Below are 17,544 nucleotides of genomic sequence, written 5' to 3'. Positions count from 1 at the left end.
CCCCGTAGTGATATTGCGTAAAGCAGTGTTGCGAAGGTGGCGGAATTGGTAGACGCGCTAGCTTCAGGTGTTAGTGTTCTTACGGACGTGAGGGTTCAAGTCCCTCTCTTCGCACCAACATCACTACGACGGTTATGGTTTGTCGAACCGAAGCAGTAAATCAGTATCGCATAGTAAAAATTGCATGACAGAGTTGCGAAGGTGGCGGAATTGGTAGACGCGCTAGCTTCAGGTGTTAGTGTTCTTACGGACGTGAGGGTTCAAGTCCCTCTCTTCGCACCATGTCGTGATAGATTTACCGCATAAGACAGATTTATTGTATAAGACAGACAACGTTCTCAGTGCGAAGGTGGCGGAATTGGTAGACGCGCTAGCTTCAGGTGTTAGTGTCCTTACGGACGTGAGGGTTCAAGTCCCTCTCTTCGCACCACCGAACGCCCCTGTATCTTCCTGATGTTCTCCCCTGTTTATTCTCTATTATCCCGTTTTTAGCTAGAGCGCTTTTCTGCGTTTGTTTGTCATTCATGGCTTTTATAGCGTCGTTAGATTAAACATAACTGACAGTGCCGCCAAACCGCCAGCCAGCGCAATACAGGATGGCAGGAGTAAATAGTGGCGCAAGCGTTGATGGAACAGCATGACAAGCGTCGCCAGCAGGGCGATGGCGATAATCACTTTTAAGTGTGTCAGGTTCAGATTGAGCAGTGCGAGTAGCGGCATAATGGCACAAGGCAACAGCACGCCCCAGGCGCTGGACAGATGTTTCCCCATACACCAGCTCACACCCCATAGCCCGCAGGCTGTGATCATTGCTGTCAGCATTTTTCCACCCGTCAAAAATGATAATGATAACTAATATCATATAAGAATTTATATCAATTACTAGTTTTTGACGAGCAGATTGTTGGAATTTTCTGCCTAATTTTGTTAATCGCGATGCTGACTGCTCAAATGCTGGCGAATCAGGTAGATCAGATTCACGATCGCGGCCGATCGTTCATGTTTACGCCAGATAGCCGCAATCTGTGTGTGGATTTTGGGCATGCCGATATCATGATAGGTCACATTATCCGCCTTAATACAGGCGAGTGATTCTGGTACAAGAGTAATGCCGAAGCCCGCAGCGACCATCCCAATGGTGGCCGTCAACTGCGGAGCAAAGGGACTGGGTTTGGGGCCATAGCCTGACAAATAGCAAGTGCGGATTATCATGTCGTGCAGCCCTGGACACACCTCGCGTGGGAAAATAATCAGCGGCTCCTGACGCAGCTCACTCAACGAAACTTGTGCTTTGTGGCTAAGCGTATGCCCTGCGGGTAACACCAATTTCATCGGCTCTTCTGCCAAAATTTCTCCGTTAATCTCATCACTAAGATCGCAAGGTAAGCGCAGAAAGGCGATGTCGATATGGCGTTCTTGTAATGAGGCGATAAGCGTTGCCGGATTTTCTTCCTTCGGTAGTGGTTGAACATGTGGATGTTGCTGGCAGTAGCGATGCAGCAGTGAAAGCACGGTGGGATGGAACATGGCCGACGGCGAAAAACCTACTTTCAGGCTCCCTGTCTCACCTCGCGCAATACTTCTTGTCCGTGCGATTGCCGAATCGGTGAGTTGTAGAATCCGGTATGCATCCTCATACAGCGCTTGTCCCGCTTCCGTCATTTCTACACCGCGCGTCAGTCGCTTGAACAGCGGTGTACCGATCTCCTGCTCGAATTTCTTGATCTGCTGGCTCAGAGGGGGTTGTGACATCCCCAGATTTTCCGCCGCCCGCGTGAAATGCTTAGCTTGTGCAACGGCGACAAAATAGCGCAGATAACGTAGCTCCATTTACGTGACTCCATATGTTTACGATCTTGAAATGACCTTCATTGCATATTGGAATTTTGTTCTCTCACGCGTCAATCTTTATCTAAATATTAGCGGTGTTTAAGTAATTGGTGCGGTGAGAAGGACGGTATGAAAACGAATGTCAGTGAAAAATCTTGTGAAGAAGCCTTTGCTAGCTACGCCCATGATTTTCGGCGACAGCATGCAGGCAGCGTTATTTATCAAACCTCATTAATGAGTGGACTAATAAATGGCGTGTACGAAGGTAGCCGAACGATGGCTGAATTACTGGAGCATGGTGACTTTGGATTAGGAACATTTAACAGTTTGGATGGGGAACTGGTTGCGTTAAACAGCCAGATTTTCCAGCTGTTATCCGACGGCAGTGCACGGGCGGCGAAGCCGGAACAGAAAACGCCATTTGCAGTCATGACGTTCTTTCGCCCGACGGAAACGATCCATTTTGATCGCTGGACCTCACGTGAAGACGTACATCGCCAGATCGATGGGATCGTGGGAACGGACAATCTGTTCTGCGCGCTACGGATTGATGGGCGTTTCCGCTGCGTTGAAACGCGTACCGTTCCTCGGCAGTGTCGGCCTTATAAACCGATGCAGGAGGCTATTGAAGGGCAGCCGACGTTTCATTTTGAACACCGTAGCGGCAGCGTTATTGGGTTTCGCAGCCCAGCTTATACTCAGGGAATTAATGTTGCGGGTTACCACGAACACTTCATTACTGACGATCGCCAAGGCGGCGGCCATATTCTGAATTATGACGTTGAGCACGGCACGCTGACGTTTGGTGTGATTGCCAAACTGATCATCGATCTGCCTCAGGATCGGGAGTTTCTCAATGCCGACCTGTCCTCAGAAAACCTCAACAGCGTAATCCAGTCAGTAGAGAGCTAGTCATTTCATCGGAGTCATGTCATGGAAAAGTCCACCGAACAGCAAAGCTGGAGTAGCGGAGCCGAGCTGGTGGTAAAACACCTGGAAGCACAGGGCGTGAAGCATATTTTTGGTATTCCCGGCGCAAAAATCGATCGCGTGTTTGATGAGTTGGAAGACTCGACGATCCAAACGATCCCAGTACGGCATGAAGCTAACGGCGCGTTTATGGCGGCGGCGATAGGGCGTCTCACGGGGAAAGCCGGCGTGACGCTGGTGACATCCGGCCCCGGTTGTTCCAATCTAGTGACTGGGCTGGCGACGGCAACCGCAGAAGGAGATGCCGTCGTGGCGTTGGGCGGGGCGGTTAAACGGGCAGATAAACTTAAGCTGACGCACCAGAGTCTGGACACCGTCAGCCTGTTTCAGCCGGTCAGTAAATTCAGTGCGGAAATTACGGCTTCTTCCGCCATATCGGAAGTGTTGGCGAATGCTTTCCGGGCGGCAGAGAGTGGGCGTCCGGGTGCGGCGTTTGTCAGCCTGCCGCAGGATATCGTCAATGAGCCGGTGATTAGCCCGGTGCTGGCTTGTCCGCATTTACCGTTGCTAAACGGCGCGCCGCATAGCGACATTGCTGAAGCAGCCAAACGGCTGAAGCAGGCTAAAAATCCGGTGCTGCTGCTCGGGTTAATGGCCAGCCAGCAGGAAAATGCGCAGGCACTGCGTCGTTTCCTTCACCATAGCAAACTGCCCGTGACCAGCACGTATCAGGCTGCTGGCGTGATCGATCAGCAGCAGTTCGATCACTTTGCCGGACGTGTCGGATTATTCAACAATCAGGCTGGCGATAAGCTGCTGCAACAGGCGGATGTGATCGTTACCGTGGGCTACAGTCCGATTGAGTACGATCCGGTGTTATGGAACAGCGGCAAGGCGACGCTGATCCACATTGATGTGCTGCGAGCGGAAATCGACAGCGCTTATCGTCCCGATATCGAACTGCTTGGGAATATCGCAATGACGGTGGACACGCTGAATGCGTGCATCAGCGAACCGTTTATCTTGTCTACTGATACACAGTCTGTGTTGCGGGATCGTCAGCGCCAGCGCCACGATCTCAGTACGCGCGCCATCAACATGGCCGGATTTGCGATCCACCCGTTGCGTCTGGTGCGGGCGATGCAGGATATCGTGAATGAGGATGTCACGCTGTGTGTGGATATGGGGAGCTTCCATATCTGGCTGGCGCGTTACCTGTATAGCTTCCGGGCGCGGCAGATCCTGATGACCAATGGCCAACAGACGATGGGCGTGGCGCTACCGTGGGCAATCGCCGCATCGCTGGTGCAGCCCGGCAAAAAAGTGGTGTCCGTCTCCGGCGACGGCGGGTTTATGCAGTCCAGTATGGAGCTGGAAACGGCGGTGCGCCTGAAAAGCAATCTTCTGCATATCATCTGGGTGGATAACGGCTACAACATGGTAGAAATCCAGCAGCGGCATAAATACCATCGTCCGGCGGGCGTGTCGTTTGGGCCGATTGACTTCAAAGCGTATGCGGAAGCATTTGGTGCGAAAGGGTTTGCCGTTGAATCTGCTGATGAGCTGGTCAGCAAACTCCGTCAGGCGATGGACGTCGACGGCCCTGCGGTGATTGCCATCCCCGTTGATTATTCCGATAACCACTGGCTGATGGAGAATCTGAATATCAGTGTGCTGATCTGATATGTCAGGATCGCGCCCGCATGCAGGTATCTATTAATATTGTAATCAGACAAGGTAAGCTGACGGTTTGAAACTATTATTTTATCTTTTTTTCCAAAAAATAGGGGGGTACAACATGGAGCGAGCTTACCCACATCTTTAAAAAGGAAAAGACGATAAATTTTTCGAACTGTATGGAATGAATTTAGTTTTTATTAATGCAGACTTACACTGTCTGCCCAGAGGAATCTGGACAGACAGTACAAGTGTAATATCCAGGAGAGTATTCATGTTAAGGACTAACATTTTTCTGTATTTTATGAAAAAAGCTCATTCAATCGTTATAAAATAACGTGCTACCTTTCTCCGTAAGTGTACTCAATTTTGTTAATTGTCGATTTGAATCCATATCGTGGAAAAATTTTCTGTGGAGATGCTAAATAACTATCAGCTAACGCTTCAGCCGCCGTTCGGTAAAACTTTTCTTGGTTTTTATTATACCAGGGGTCATCATGCGGGTTGGGGCTGAATTTGTAGGTTTGATCACGTGTAACCGCCATGATACGAATTCCACGGTTAGTACCATATTTTTGCTCTGCGTAAGTAAACTCCACGCCACCTTTGTTGAATTTTCCTTTGACATCCGCCGCGAACGCATTGTCGGCAGTAAACGTCAAAAATAGAAATGCCGATGCAGCGATAGAACGTTGCAATAATGTATTACTATTTTTTTGCATAGCTTTTATCCTATATGATTTTTAACAGGGTGAATCACATTTAAAATCTAGATGAGCATCTGGGTTTATGCAATTAGCAGTCAGATACCATTAACTATATTTTCTCTTTTTTATCTTGATAATAAATAGCAGTATTAATTTTATAATCAAATCTATTATCACGATCGTCATTTTAATTAATATTAATTTGTCATGTAATTATTCATGTAATGCTGCGTGACGATCCTTTTTTACACCTTAATCCTCGTCATACTTCAAGTTGCATGTGCGTTGGTGGATCAACGTCGTTTCGGACGAATGTGATCTTTTAGCGCGGGCTGGCACTGAGGTAAAGACGCCCGAGAAGCGGTTCGCAAAATCGTGATGGCGGTGGCATAAGAGAGGGAGTAAGGCTGGGATTTGTCGTTGGTTTTTGATTGAAAAAATCTAATTTAAGCCTGTTTTTATCATTACATTATCTAATCCGAATGGTATTTTCAGTTGGGTGACATTCCCTGATTTAGCCAGTTTTAATGTCATTAATTTGTGGTTTACGCTGATTAAAATAATTTACGTGCTTAATTTCATCAATTATTGAGCATATTACGCTGCTTTGTTTTTTGTGAGTGGCTCGGCTTTCTTCGCTTTATATATAATTTATCTTATGGCTAAGAGTGTGGTTTAACCTGCGCGTCGGTGGTAAGTTCAGTCATAAGATATCGTTTGCGCAGTGTGTTTTATCGCCTGGACGCTATGCGCTGAAGAGGGATGAGGAATGGCAAAGCAGACCCCGCTGTACCAACAACATCTGGCCGATGGCGCCAAAATGGTGGATTTTCATGGCTGGATGATGCCACTGCATTACGGCTCCCAACTGGACGAACATCATATTGTGCGTCGGGAAGCCGGCATTTTTGATGTCTCCCACATGACCATCGTCGATTTACACGGTGTGAGAACGCGTGAGTTCTTGCGTTATCTGCTGGCGAATGATGTCGCCAAACTCACACAGCCAGGCAAAGCCCTGTATAGCGGCATGCTGAATGCCTCCGGCGGCGTCATCGACGATCTAATCGTTTATTTTCTGACGGAAGACGATTTCCGTTTGGTGGTGAACTCCGCGACGCGTGAAAAAGATCTCGCCTGGATCGGGCAGCACGCTGCACCGTTCGGGGTTGAAATCCGTGAGCGCGACGATCTGGCGCTGGTTGCGGTGCAAGGTCCGCAGGCGCAGGAAAAAGTTCAAGAAATCCTGAAGGCAAAAGGCCTGAGTGATGACGATGTGGCAGCCGTTGCCAGCATGAAGCCGTTTTTTGGCAAGCAGGCGGGCGACTTCTTTGTCGCCACGACGGGTTATACGGGTGAAGCGGGCTATGAAATTGCGCTGCCGAATGAGCAGGTGGTCGACTTCTGGCAACAACTGCTGGCGGTTGGTGTGAAGCCCTGCGGGCTGGGCGCCCGCGATACGCTGCGGCTGGAAGCGGGGATGAACCTATACGGTCAGGATATGGATGAGGGCATTTCGCCGCTGGCGGCCAATATGGGCTGGACAATCGCCTGGCAGCCGGAGGATCGTGAGTTTATCGGGCGTGAGGCATTAACGCATCAACGTGAAAAAGGGACCGATCAACTGGTTGGTTTAGTGCTGACGGAAAAAGGCGTATTGCGCAATGATTTACCTGTGCGCTTTACTGATAGTGATGGCGTGATGCGCGAAGGGGTGATCACCAGCGGATCGTTCTCGCCGACGCTGGGCGTCAGTATCGCGCTGGCGCGCGTTCCGGCGGGGATTGGTGAACAGGCTATCGTGCAGATTCGCAACCGCGAACTGCCCGTGCGCGTGACCAAACCCGGCTTTGTCCGCGCTGGAAAAGCCATCGTTCAGTATTGAATAACTTCTTATGTAATACCCTAAATAATTCGGGTTGCAGGAAGGCGGCGACGCAGTGAATCCCCAGGAGCTTACACGAGTAAGTGACTGGGGTGAGCGAGGACAAATTGGCTTAGCCAATTTGAACGCAGCTTGCGGCGGCCCGTCAGGGCGAGGCTCTGCGATGAGCCGAGTATTGCCAACGCACATGCAGCTTGAATTATGACGGGTAGCGCGCAGGATTAACGACTTTAGGAAAGGGGATGTAATGAGCAACGTACCAACAGAATTAAAATACACCACGTCGCACGAATGGGTGCTGCATGAGGGCGACGGTATCTACAGCGTGGGTATTACCGAACACGCGCAGGAACTTCTGGGTGACATGGTCTTTATCGATTTGCCGGAAGTGGGCACGGTGGTTGCCGCAGGTGATGACTGCGCCGTGGCGGAGTCGGTAAAAGCGGCGTCGGATATTTATGCGCCCATCAGCGGTGAGATCGTGGAAGTTAACGACGATCTCGAAGGTTCCCCTGAGCTGGTCAACAGCGCGCCTTATACCGATGGCTGGCTGTTCCGCATCAGAATTTCTGATGAGTCTGATCTGGACGAACTGCTTGATGCTGAAGGTTATCAGGCATCGCTAGAAGAAGACGAGTAGTTATCGCGCCCTAGCCTCTATGCTGGGGCGTGTTGTTTTATGCGCCCGCGCCGTATTTCGGCGCGGCAGCCAGCACGATTAATGCAGGCACGATTGATCAAGGAAAGTACTGTAATGACCCAGACACTCAGTCAACTCGAACATGACGGCGCATTTATCCAGCGCCATATCGGTCCTTCCGTCAGCCAACAGCAGCATATGCTGTCGGTGGTGGGCGCGACGTCGCTGGATGCGCTGATCCGCCAGATTGTCCCGGTGGACATTCAATTGCCTAGCCCGCCAGCGGTGGGAGAGGCGGTGACAGAACATGAAGCGTTAGCTGAGCTGAAGGCCATTGCAGGACGCAATCAACGTTATAAAAGCTACATCGGTATGGGCTATAGCGCGGTGCTGATGCCGCCAGTGATTTTACGCAACCTGCTGGAAAACCCAGGCTGGTACACCGCCTATACGCCGTATCAGCCGGAAGTCTCTCAGGGGCGTCTTGAGGCGTTGCTGAATTTCCAGCAGGTCACACAGGATTTAACCGGGCTGGATTTGGCCTCCGCATCGTTGCTGGATGAAGCGACCGCTGCGGCGGAAGCGATGGCGATGGCGAAACGCATCAGTAAGCTCAAACAGGCTGAACGTTTCTTCGTCGCTGACGACGTGCACCCGCAAACGCTGGACGTGGTGCGTACCCGTGCGGAAACTTTCGGCTTTGAGATTGTGGTCGGCAAGGCTGAAGAGGCACTGAAAGACGATGCGGTGTTCGGCGTACTGCTGCAACAGGCGGGGACAACGGGTGAACTGCACGATTACAGCGACCTGATGGCCGCACTGAAAACGCGTAAGGTCGTCACCTGCGTGGCGTCGGACATCATGGCGCTGGTACTGCTGACCGCGCCGGGCAAGCAGGGCGCGGATATCGTCTTCGGCTCTGCACAGCGCTTTGGCGTGCCGATGGGTTACGGTGGGCCACACGCGGCGTTCTTCGCCTGTCGTGATGAACATAAACGTGCCATGCCGGGCCGTATTATCGGCGTGTCGCGCGATGCGGCAGGCAACACTGCGCTGCGCATGGCGATGCAGACGCGCGAGCAGCACATTCGCCGTGAGAAGGCGAACTCCAATATTTGTACCTCGCAGGTGTTGCTGGCCAACATTGCGGGGATGTATGCGGTATTCCACGGGCCGGAAGGGCTCAAACGTATCGCAGGGCGCATCCATCGTCTGACCGATATTCTGGCGGCAGGATTAACGCAGGGCGGATTGTTGCTGCGTCATCGCAGCTGGTTCGACACGTTGACCATTGAAGTCGCGGACAAAGACGCGGTGCTGAGCCGGGCATTAAGTTTTGGCATCAACCTGCGCAGCGATTTGGCGAGTGCCGTAGGTATTACGCTGGATGAAGCCACCACGCGTGAAGACGTGCTGGCGCTGTTCGCGGTGCTGTTAGGTGGCGATCACGGGTTAGATATCGACGTGCTTGATGCGGCCATCGGCCAGAAAGCGGCAACGATCCCTGCTGGACTGGTGCGCCACGACGCGATCCTGTCGCATCCGGTGTTCAACCGCTATCACAGCGAAACCGAGATGATGCGCTACCTGCACCGTCTGGCACGCAAAGATCTGGCGTTGAATCAGGCGATGATCCCGCTTGGTTCCTGCACCATGAAGCTCAACGCGGCGGCGGAAATGCTGCCGATTACCTGGCCGGAATTTGCCGAACTGCATCCATTCTGCCCGCCGGAACAGGCGCTGGGCTATCGCCAGATGATCGAACAGCTCTCAGGCTGGCTGGTACAACTGACGGGCTATGACGCGATTTGCATGCAGCCCAATTCGGGCGCGCAGGGTGAATATGCGGGGCTGCTGGCGATCCGTCGCTATCATGAAAGCCGCAATGAAGCTGGCCGTAATCTCTGCCTGATTCCTAGCTCCGCCCACGGTACTAACCCTGCATCAGCGCAGATGGCGGGGATGGACGTGGTGGTGGTCGCCTGTGACAAACAGGGCAATATCGATCTGCACGATCTGCGTGAGAAAGCGCAGGCGGCGGGCGAACAGCTTTCCTGCATTATGGTGACCTATCCATCCACCCACGGCGTCTATGAAGAGACGATCCGCGAAGTGTGCCAGATCGTGCATCAATATGGCGGTCAGGTGTATCTGGATGGCGCGAACATGAACGCGCAGGTTGGCATCACCACGCCGGGCTACATCGGTGCAGACGTGTCACACCTGAACCTGCATAAAACCTTCTGTATTCCGCACGGTGGCGGCGGGCCGGGCATGGGGCCGATTGGCGTGAAAGCGCATCTGGCTCCTTTTGTGCCGGGTCATCAGGTGGTAAAAATCGAGGGTGTACTGACGGAGCAGGGCGCAGTCTCTGCGGCACCGTTCGGCAGCGCTTCTATTCTGCCGATTAGCTGGATGTACATTCGCATGATGGGAGCGGAAGGGCTGAAACAGGCTAGCCAGATGGCGATCCTTAACGCCAACTACATCGCGACGTGCTTGCAGCAGGCCTACCCGGTGCTATACACCGGCCGTGACGGTCGTGTCGCGCACGAGTGCATTCTGGATATTCGTCCGCTTAAAGAGAGCACCGGCATTAGCGAGATGGACATCGCCAAGCGCCTGATCGACTACGGTTTCCATGCGCCGACCATGTCGTTCCCGGTCGCGGGCACGCTGATGGTGGAGCCAACGGAATCGGAGAGTCAGGTCGAGATCGATCGCTTTATTGATGCGATGCTGGCGATCCGTACCGAAATCAACCGCGTCGCGCAGGGCGAATGGCCGCTGGATGACAACCCGCTAGTGAACGCGCCGCACACGCAGGCAGAGTTGGTGGCTGATTGGGCGCATCCGTACAGCCGCGAGCTGGCGGTATTCCCGGCAGGCAGCGAACATAAATACTGGCCGAGCGTGAAGCGTCTGGATGATGTGTACGGCGACCGTAACCTGTTCTGCTCGTGTGTGCCGATGAGCGAGTATGCGTAGTTAATCGCGCTGGCTGTTGAGTCAGCGGCTTGGCTGTTCATTATTTTTTCCAGCCTCTCCTACTCAGGGGGAGGCTTAATTTACTGATTTTATTCTTCCTTTTTCATTACTAGCCTCTAATAACCAGCTGCGCTGAGGCCCATCGAATTTAGTCATCATCAGCCAATGTTTTACCATGTGTTCTCATCCAGTCTGCCAGTGAATCCAGCGTTGGCTGGAGTGATTTACCCAGTGGGGTAATTTGGTACTCCACGCGCGGTGGCACTTCGGCATACACCTTACGCTTCACCAGTTTTCGCTGTTCGAACAGGCGCAGCTGTCGTGTCAATTCCTTCTGAGTGATGGGGGCGATAGCGCGTTGTAATGCGCTGAAACGTACGGGGTCGCCGATCACGATCAGGCGGTACAGTATGGGAATCGCCCATTTGCCCGCGATGAGGTTGACGAAATTCACCATTGGGCACGGTTCTGCAATGTCAGATGGTGAGGAAGGGGACGTATTTGCTACTGGGCCGTGAACAGACATAAGGTTCCAATACCCTCTTTAGTATCCAATTGGTGCCTACTTACAAAAGTATACTATTGATGAAATACTGCCGTTTTTCAAGCAACACGACAGGACACATCATGATGAAACGGCTGCAAGATAAGTTTGCTTTGATCACCGGGGGCACCAGCGGTATTGGGATAGAAACCGCACGTCAGTTTCTGGCCGAAGGGGCGACGGTCGCCATCACTGGACGCGATGAGAAAGCGCTGGCACGTGCGCAGGCTCAGTTAGGCCATTCCACGCTGGCGATCCGTTGCGATGCTGGAGATATCCGTGCCCAGCACGATCTGGCCCAGACGCTGACACAGCAATGGCCGCGTCTGGACGTGTTGTATGCCAATGCAGGCGATGTCACCCATCGTCCGTTAGAAGGCTGGGACGAGGCGGCCTGGGAGCGGCTTATGGCGACTAACCTTAAAGGGCCATTCTTTCTGGTTCAGGCACTACTGCCGCTGCTGAGCAACCCGGCATCGGTGATTCTGTGTGGATCGACCAGCGCCCATATCGGCCTACCGCAAAGCAGTGCCTACGCCGCGAGTAAAGCAGGATTACTCTCGCTGGCACGCACGCTGTCGGCTGAGTTGGTGACGCGCGGCATTCGGGTTAACGGTTTGAGCCCGGGCCCGACTGAAACTCCTGCGCTTGATAAGTTAGGTCTCTCTCCCGAACAGCAGTCCGCCATGCAGGAACAAATTCGACAACTGGTGCCGATTGGCCGTATGGGAACCCCTTGGGAACTGGCGAAAGCGGCGGTTTTTCTTGCCTCTGACGAGTCCCGCTTTGTGGTTGGAACGGAATTGCTGGTCGACGGTGGTGTCGCCAACCTGTAGGGAAACTCATTGTTTTTAAAGTAATTAGTATAAAATTTCAGTTGCTTTTGATGATGAAGGATCGGCACCGCCATACTGCTCTTAACGGCGCTGGCGGCATTCATTCTGAGCCTGCGAAATCATTCGCAGGCATATTTTCCCAATTCGAAAACAAACTGTCATTAAACTGACGCCCCACTGACACGCTAGCGTTCTAGGGTAAGGCCTCTGTGTTTCACACTGAGCGACCTTTGAGTTATGCGTGCAAAATGCTTTCCCTATCTTGTGCTGTTGCCGACGCTGGTTTTTTTGCTTGCCTTCACTTATTTCCCCCTGCTGCGTTCGGTCATCGATAGCCTGTATGACACTCGGCTGAATGCTGATACGCCGCTGTTCGTTGGGATGGATAATTTTGTGCGTCTGGTGCAGGACGCGGTGTTTTGGCAGGCGTTGCTGAACAACGTGCTGTACATCCTGATGACGGTGGTGCCCGGCGTGCTGTTGGCGCTGTTGCTGGCGGTGCTGCTGTGGGAAAACACGCGCGTTAACCGCTGGCTGCGTACTGCTTTCTTCTTTCCGATGATTATTCCGCTGGTGAGCGCCGCGACGCTGTGGCTGTTCATCTTTATGCCGGGGCTGGGGCTGCTGGATTACTATCTGGCGAAAGTGTTCGGCCCGATGAACAACAACTATCTCGGTATGAGCGATAGCGCGCTGGTGGCGGTGAGCGTCATTGGTATCTGGAAATTCGCTGGCTATTACATGCTGTTTTTTCTCGCCGGTCTGCAAGCCGTTTCTGCCTCCGCACGCGAGGCGGCGCTGATGGAAGGGGCTTCCCGGCGTCAGGTATTTTTCTACGTCACGCTGCCGCTGCTACGACCGACTATCGCCTTCGTGGTCACCATCGCTTTTATTTACGCCATTACCCAGATCGACCACGTTGCCGTGATGACGCGCGGCGGGCCGAATAATGCGACGACCGTGCTGCTCTATTACATTCAGGATCTGGCGAATGATACGCACGATCTGGGTAAAGCCTCTGCGGCGACCTTCCTGACGCTGGCGATGCTGTTTGCCTTTTCCATTATGAATCTGAAGGTGCTGGAGAAAGGGGCGCATTATGAGCGTTGAAAATCCGAGTGTTGATAACCTGAACGTTGAAAATCCGAATATTGGCGTTCGGAATATTGCAAACCGCCGCGTTGCCAACCGCCATCCTCTTCGCATCACGACGCGGTTTACGCTGCCGCTGCTGCTGATTTGTGCCGCGTTGCTGTGGCTCAGCCCGTTTATCTGGATGCTGTCTGCTTCCGTCAGCGCCAGCAGCTTTGGCGTAGACATGGCCTCGCTGTTGCCGCGTCTCCCGCTGACGTTCGATAATTTCCGCGATGCGTGGGACAGCGCCGACTGGTTACGGCTTTACACCAATACGCTGATCTTTGCGGTCGGCACGTTTCTGGTACAGCTGGTGACGATCACCACGGCGGGCTACATCTTTGCCTATCACGAGTTCCGCGGCAAAACGCTGCTGTTCTATCTGCTGCTGATTCAAATGATGATCATGCCCGTCGTCATGATGGTGCCGAACATGATGACGCTCAAGCAGCTTGGCCTGCTCAATACGCTGACCGGCGTGATGATGCCGTATTTCGCCTCGGCGTTTGGCGTGTTTCTGATGCGTCAGGCGTTTCTCAATATCGCCAAAGAGATCGAAGAAGCCGCCTTGATGGAAGGCTGTCGCTGGTGGCAAGTGGTGTTTCACGTGCTGATTCCGATGACCTGGCCGTCGATTCTGGCCTTTGCCACGGTCAGCATTACCTACCACTGGAACGAATATCTCTGGCCGCTGATGGTGCTCAATGACCCCGACAAACAGGTGCTGACTATCGGGCTGGTGTCGTTCGCGATGGGCGCAGAGTCCGGCGGACAGTGGGGATTAATCTGCGCAGGCACGCTGCTGGTGTGCCTGCCGCTGATGGTGGCTTTTGTGGTGTTCCAGAAGCAGTTCCTGAGCAGCTTCGGCTTCTCGGGCATTAAGTGAATCGCTAATGGGTTAATGCGGGTAATACCGGTTACTTAAGCCCGTTGTTAGGGGAAACACAGGGGGAGGTTCCCGCAGGGATGCCTCACCCCTGTGGTCGCCCCGTGTATCTCGATGCTTAAGCTATCGGCATTAGGCCATGCGGGTGACTTAATTCTATTTATCAGGAGCGACACGCTCCGTGTATCTCGATCCTTAAACGATTGGCGTTCGCCAATGGGCGAAATAACGATAGAGGTGGTTGTTATGTTGCTGGCACAGATTTCCGATCTGCATTTTCGCAGTGAGGGACGCAAGCTCTATGAATTTATTGATATTAACGGGGAAAATGCGGAAGTCATCAACCAGTTAAATGCACTGCGTGAGCGGCCAGATGCCGTAGTGATTAGCGGTGATATTGTTAACTGCGGGCGTCCGCAGGAGTATCAGGTAGCACAGCGCGTGTTACAAATGTTGGATTACCCGCTGTATGTGATCCCGGGCAATCACGATGATAAGCAGCATTTTCTTAACGCGATGCGCCCGCTGTGTCCGCAACTGGGTGATGATCCGGAAAATATTCGCTATGCGGTGGATGGTTTCCCGATGCGTTTGCTGTTTATCGATACCAGTCTGGCAGGGCAATCGAAAGGCTGGTTGACGCCGTCCACGTTGGGCTGGCTGGAGCAGCAATTACAGGAGCATTCGACGCGAGAAACGGCGATCTTCATGCATCACCCACCGCTGCCGCTGGGATCGGCACAGATGGATCGTATCGCCTGCGAAAACGGACATGAACTGCTGATGCTAATCGAACGTTTCCCGCAGCTCACACGCGTATTTTGTGGGCATACGCATCGTCTGATTATGACGCAGCATCGGCAGGCGATTATTGCCACTGTACCGGGAACCGTCCACCAGGTTCCGTATTTCTACGAAGACGACGCGCCGTATTACAACCTGGAGCCTGCCAGCGTAGTCATGCATCGCTATGTGCCGGTGACCGGGCTGGTGAGCTATTGCCAGTCGATTGCGTCTTACCCCGGTCCTTATCTCTATGACCCTCGAATCAGCTGTCCGGTGGATGCGTAATGGCCGTGATTCAACTACGTAATATCAGTAAACGCTTTGAACACACGCAGGCGCTGGCATCGCTATCCTTGGATATCGCCGACGGCGAGTTTTTGGTGCTGGTCGGGCCATCCGGCTGTGGCAAGAGTACGCTGCTGCGTATGTTGGCCGGTCTGGAAGACGTCAGCGATGGGCAAATCCTGCTGGGTGATGACGACATCACGACGTGGAGCCCGAAGCAGCGCAATTTCTCGATGATCTTCCAGAACTATGCGCTGTTTCCACACCTGACGGTCGAGCAGAACATCACTTTTGGTATGCGGATGCGCGGTGAGCCGAAAGCGGAGTATCCACAGCGGGTACAGCGCGTTGCCAGCTTGCTCCAGCTTGAGCCATTACTCAAACGCAAGCCGGGAAAACTGTCCGGCGGCCAGCGTCAGCGCGTGGCGATGGCACGAGCGATCGTGCGCGATCCACGCTTGTTTCTGATGGATGAACCGCTGTCGAACCTGGATGCTCGGCTGCGCAGCGACGTGCGGGACGGCATTATGGATCTGCATCGGCAGTTGAAAACCACCACCGTCTACGTCACGCACGATCAGATCGAGGCGATGACGATGGCGGACAGGATTGCCGTACTGGATCGTGGCGTGCTGCAACAGGTTGGTACACCAGAACAACTGTACTCCCATCCGGCGAACGTTTTTGTCGCCGGATTTATCGGTACGCCTGCAATGAACATGGTGACGTTGGCCTGTTCCGATGGTTATGCGTTTTTGCAAGCATTGCCTGTGGTGCTGCCCGCCAGTGAAGAAACGCGTTCATTAACCAGTGTGCTGCTAGGGGTTCGCCCTGAGCATATGACCGAACACGCCGCGTCAGACGGCGATTTATCGTTATCGGGAACGGTGAAGCAACGGGAGCTGTTTGGCGCAGAGTATCTGATTCATGTGGATACGCCGCTGGGCAATATCCGCTACCGTCGGCCAAATCGTGATGGCGTGCCGAACATTGGTACGTCCGTTGTGCTTCATTTTTCACCGCAGGATTGTCATTGGTTTTCCGGGCAAACCGCCCGTAATTTATCCCAGGAGAAAAGAAATGCGTAAGCCTCGTATGATGGCGCTGGCGATAGCCTTGCTGATGTCTGGCCCGGTGCTGGCAAAAGAGAGTATCGATTTTATGTTCCCCGCCCCAGTTGATGGCAAGCTGACGATGGAAATGACGCGCATCATCAAGGAATACAACCAATCACAGGATCAGGTTGAAGTGCGTGGGATCTTCACCGGCAATTACGATACGACGAAAGTGAAAGCAGAAGCGGCCGCTAAAGCGGGCGATCCTCCGGCGCTGGTCATTATGTCGGCTAACTTCACCGCCGATCTGGTCATCAAAGATGAAATCCTGCCGATGGACGAGCTGTTTAAATACGGCAACGAAAAAGCTACGCCTTTCCTGACTAAAAACTTCTGGCCTGCGCTGCATCAGAACGCGCAGGTGATGGGCGTGACTTACGCGATCCCGTTCCACAACTCGACGCCGATCCTCTATTACAACGAAGACATGCTGAAGAAGGCAGGCTTTAACGAACCGCCGAAAAACTGGGATGAAGTCGCTGCGATCGCGAAGAAACTGACTGACCCGGCAAAAGGGCAGTGGGGCATCATGATTCCGTCCACGAACGATGACTACGGCGGTTGGATGCTGTCTGCACTGACGCGTGCCAACGGCGGAGCGTATTACAATGCTGACTATCCGGGTGAAGTGTATTACAACACCGCATCGACCAAGGGCGCGCTCCAGTTCTGGCGCGATCTGGTATACCGCGACAAAGCAATGCCCGCTGGCGTGCTGAATTCCAAACAGATCAGCGCCGCGTTTTTCTCCGGTAAGCTGGGTATGGCGATGCTGAGCACGGGTGCGCTGGGCTTTATGCGTGAAAACACCAAAGATTTCCAGCTTGGCGTGGCAATGATGCCGGAAAAAGAGCGTCGTGGTGTGACCCTCGGCGGGGCGAGTTTGGTGAGCTTCAAAGGGATTTCCGAGGAGCAGAAGAAAGCGGCCTGGCAGTTTATGAACTATCTGGTCAGCCCGGAAGTCAGCGGAAGCTGGAGCCGTTTTACCGGCTACTTTGCACCGCGTATGGCGGCCTACGACCTGCCGGAAATGAAAGACTATCTGGCGAAAGATCCGCGTGCGGCCATTGCCTTGTCGCAGTTGCAATATGCTCATCCGTGGTACGCCACTTATGAAACGGTCGCAGTACGCAAAGCGATGGAAAATCAGCTGGCGGCGCTGCTAAACGATCCGGCGAAAAAAGTCGAGGACGCCGCGGCGGCTGCGCAAAAAGAGGCAGATAACATCATGAAACCTTATGTGGATAAAACCGCGTTACGAGACGTGAAATAAGGAAGTCCCGCCCCGTTGATACTGACTC

15 protein-coding genes and 3 tRNA genes are annotated in these 17,544 nt (G+C 53.2%); 14 read left to right on the top strand and 4 right to left on the bottom strand.

Annotated elements, in window-relative coordinates; translation table 11 throughout:
* The first annotated feature begins 30 nt into the window (after positions 1 to 30).
* From EDI29_RS11150 to EDI29_RS11140, 3 genes are all read left to right on the top strand, one after another.
* A tRNA-Leu gene (locus EDI29_RS11150) sits at positions 31 to 117 on the top strand.
* Positions 118 to 195: 78 nt separating this feature from the next.
* Positions 196 to 282 (top strand) — tRNA-Leu (locus EDI29_RS11145).
* Positions 283 to 343: 61 nt separating this feature from the next.
* A tRNA-Leu gene (locus EDI29_RS11140) sits at positions 344 to 430 on the top strand.
* Between the two features lie 101 nt (positions 431 to 531).
* Here the strand turns inward: EDI29_RS11140 and EDI29_RS11135 are convergent.
* Together EDI29_RS11135 and EDI29_RS11130 are read right to left on the bottom strand one after the other, a co-directional pair.
* On the bottom strand, positions 532 to 822 hold the full coding sequence (locus EDI29_RS11135; protein ID WP_107167871.1) for a DUF1435 domain-containing protein: 291 nt from the start codon (positions 820 to 822) through the stop codon (positions 532 to 534).
* 105 nt (positions 823 to 927) lie between these two features.
* Positions 928 to 1,830, bottom strand: coding sequence for a LysR family transcriptional regulator (locus tag EDI29_RS11130; RefSeq protein ID WP_137740976.1), 903 nt, complete (start codon positions 1,828 to 1,830; stop codon positions 928 to 930).
* 129 nt (positions 1,831 to 1,959) lie between these two features.
* Between EDI29_RS11130 and budA the strand changes: the two genes are divergently transcribed.
* Both budA and alsS read left to right on the top strand, forming a co-directional pair.
* Positions 1,960 to 2,742: an acetolactate decarboxylase gene (gene budA, locus EDI29_RS11125; protein WP_137740975.1), complete on the top strand. Its 783-nt coding sequence runs from the start codon at positions 1,960 to 1,962 to the stop codon at positions 2,740 to 2,742.
* Positions 2,743 to 2,763: 21 nt separating this feature from the next.
* Positions 2,764 to 4,443, top strand: a complete 1,680-nt coding sequence (gene alsS, locus EDI29_RS11120; RefSeq protein WP_137740974.1) for an acetolactate synthase AlsS — start codon at positions 2,764 to 2,766, stop codon at positions 4,441 to 4,443.
* Between the two features lie 335 nt (positions 4,444 to 4,778).
* Here alsS and EDI29_RS11115 read toward each other — a convergent pair whose 3' ends face one another.
* Positions 4,779 to 5,159 (bottom strand): hypothetical protein, encoded by a 381-nt coding sequence (locus tag EDI29_RS11115; RefSeq protein WP_137740973.1) that lies wholly within the window; start codon positions 5,157 to 5,159, stop codon positions 4,779 to 4,781.
* A gap of 754 nt (positions 5,160 to 5,913) precedes the next feature.
* Here EDI29_RS11115 and gcvT point away from each other — a divergent pair.
* The 3 genes from gcvT (at position 5,914) to gcvP (ending at position 10,657) form a co-directional block, all read left to right on the top strand.
* Complete coding sequence (gcvT, locus tag EDI29_RS11110) at positions 5,914 to 7,029, top strand: glycine cleavage system aminomethyltransferase GcvT (RefSeq protein WP_137740972.1); 1,116 nt, start codon at positions 5,914 to 5,916, stop codon at positions 7,027 to 7,029.
* A 247-nt stretch (positions 7,030 to 7,276) separates the two neighbouring features.
* Positions 7,277 to 7,669, top strand: a complete 393-nt coding sequence (gene gcvH / locus EDI29_RS11105; protein ID WP_039491184.1) for a glycine cleavage system protein GcvH — start codon at positions 7,277 to 7,279, stop codon at positions 7,667 to 7,669.
* A 114-nt stretch (positions 7,670 to 7,783) separates the two neighbouring features.
* Entirely contained in the window at positions 7,784 to 10,657 is a 2,874-nt protein-coding gene (gene gcvP / locus EDI29_RS11100) for an aminomethyl-transferring glycine dehydrogenase (protein ID WP_137740971.1), read from the top strand.
* 148 nt (positions 10,658 to 10,805) lie between these two features.
* Here the strand turns inward: gcvP and EDI29_RS11095 are convergent, their stop codons facing one another.
* Positions 10,806 to 11,183 carry a winged helix-turn-helix transcriptional regulator gene (locus EDI29_RS11095; protein ID WP_103971800.1) on the bottom strand — a complete coding sequence of 126 codons (378 nt, stop codon included), beginning with the start codon at positions 11,181 to 11,183 and terminating at the stop codon, positions 10,806 to 10,808.
* 104 nt (positions 11,184 to 11,287) lie between these two features.
* Here EDI29_RS11095 and EDI29_RS11090 point away from each other — a divergent pair, with 104 nt between their 5' ends.
* The 6 genes from EDI29_RS11090 (at position 11,288) to EDI29_RS11065 (ending at position 17,516) form a co-directional block, all read left to right on the top strand.
* Complete coding sequence (locus EDI29_RS11090) at positions 11,288 to 12,037, top strand: SDR family oxidoreductase (RefSeq protein WP_137741050.1); 750 nt, start codon at positions 11,288 to 11,290, stop codon at positions 12,035 to 12,037.
* Positions 12,038 to 12,274: 237 nt separating this feature from the next.
* Complete coding sequence (locus EDI29_RS11085; protein ID WP_039470781.1) at positions 12,275 to 13,147, top strand: carbohydrate ABC transporter permease; 873 nt, start codon at positions 12,275 to 12,277, stop codon at positions 13,145 to 13,147.
* Positions 13,137 to 14,057: a carbohydrate ABC transporter permease gene (locus EDI29_RS11080; RefSeq protein WP_137740970.1), complete on the top strand. Its 921-nt coding sequence runs from the start codon at positions 13,137 to 13,139 to the stop codon at positions 14,055 to 14,057. The genes EDI29_RS11085 and EDI29_RS11080 overlap by 11 nt, the downstream gene beginning before the upstream one ends.
* A gap of 246 nt (positions 14,058 to 14,303) precedes the next feature.
* Positions 14,304 to 15,128: a phosphodiesterase gene (locus EDI29_RS11075; RefSeq protein WP_137740969.1), complete on the top strand. Its 825-nt coding sequence runs from the start codon at positions 14,304 to 14,306 to the stop codon at positions 15,126 to 15,128.
* The gene (locus EDI29_RS11070; protein WP_137740968.1) at positions 15,128 to 16,216 is read left to right on the top strand and encodes an ABC transporter ATP-binding protein; all 1,089 of its coding nucleotides are present in this window, start codon (positions 15,128 to 15,130) and stop codon (positions 16,214 to 16,216) included. The genes EDI29_RS11075 and EDI29_RS11070 overlap by 1 nt, the downstream gene beginning before the upstream one ends.
* A complete protein-coding gene (locus EDI29_RS11065) occupies positions 16,209 to 17,516 on the top strand; it encodes an ABC transporter substrate-binding protein (protein ID WP_137740967.1) in 1,308 nt (435 codons plus the stop codon). Before EDI29_RS11070 ends, EDI29_RS11065 begins: the two co-directional genes overlap by 8 nt.
* Positions 17,517 to 17,544 lie beyond the last annotated feature (28 nt).

The sequence above is a fragment of the Pectobacterium polonicum genome (assembly GCF_005497185.1).
Taxonomy (GTDB): Bacteria; Pseudomonadota; Gammaproteobacteria; order Enterobacterales; family Enterobacteriaceae; genus Pectobacterium; species Pectobacterium polonicum.
Note: the sequence above shows the minus strand (reverse complement) of the source record. Positions and strands in the feature narration are given on the sequence as shown.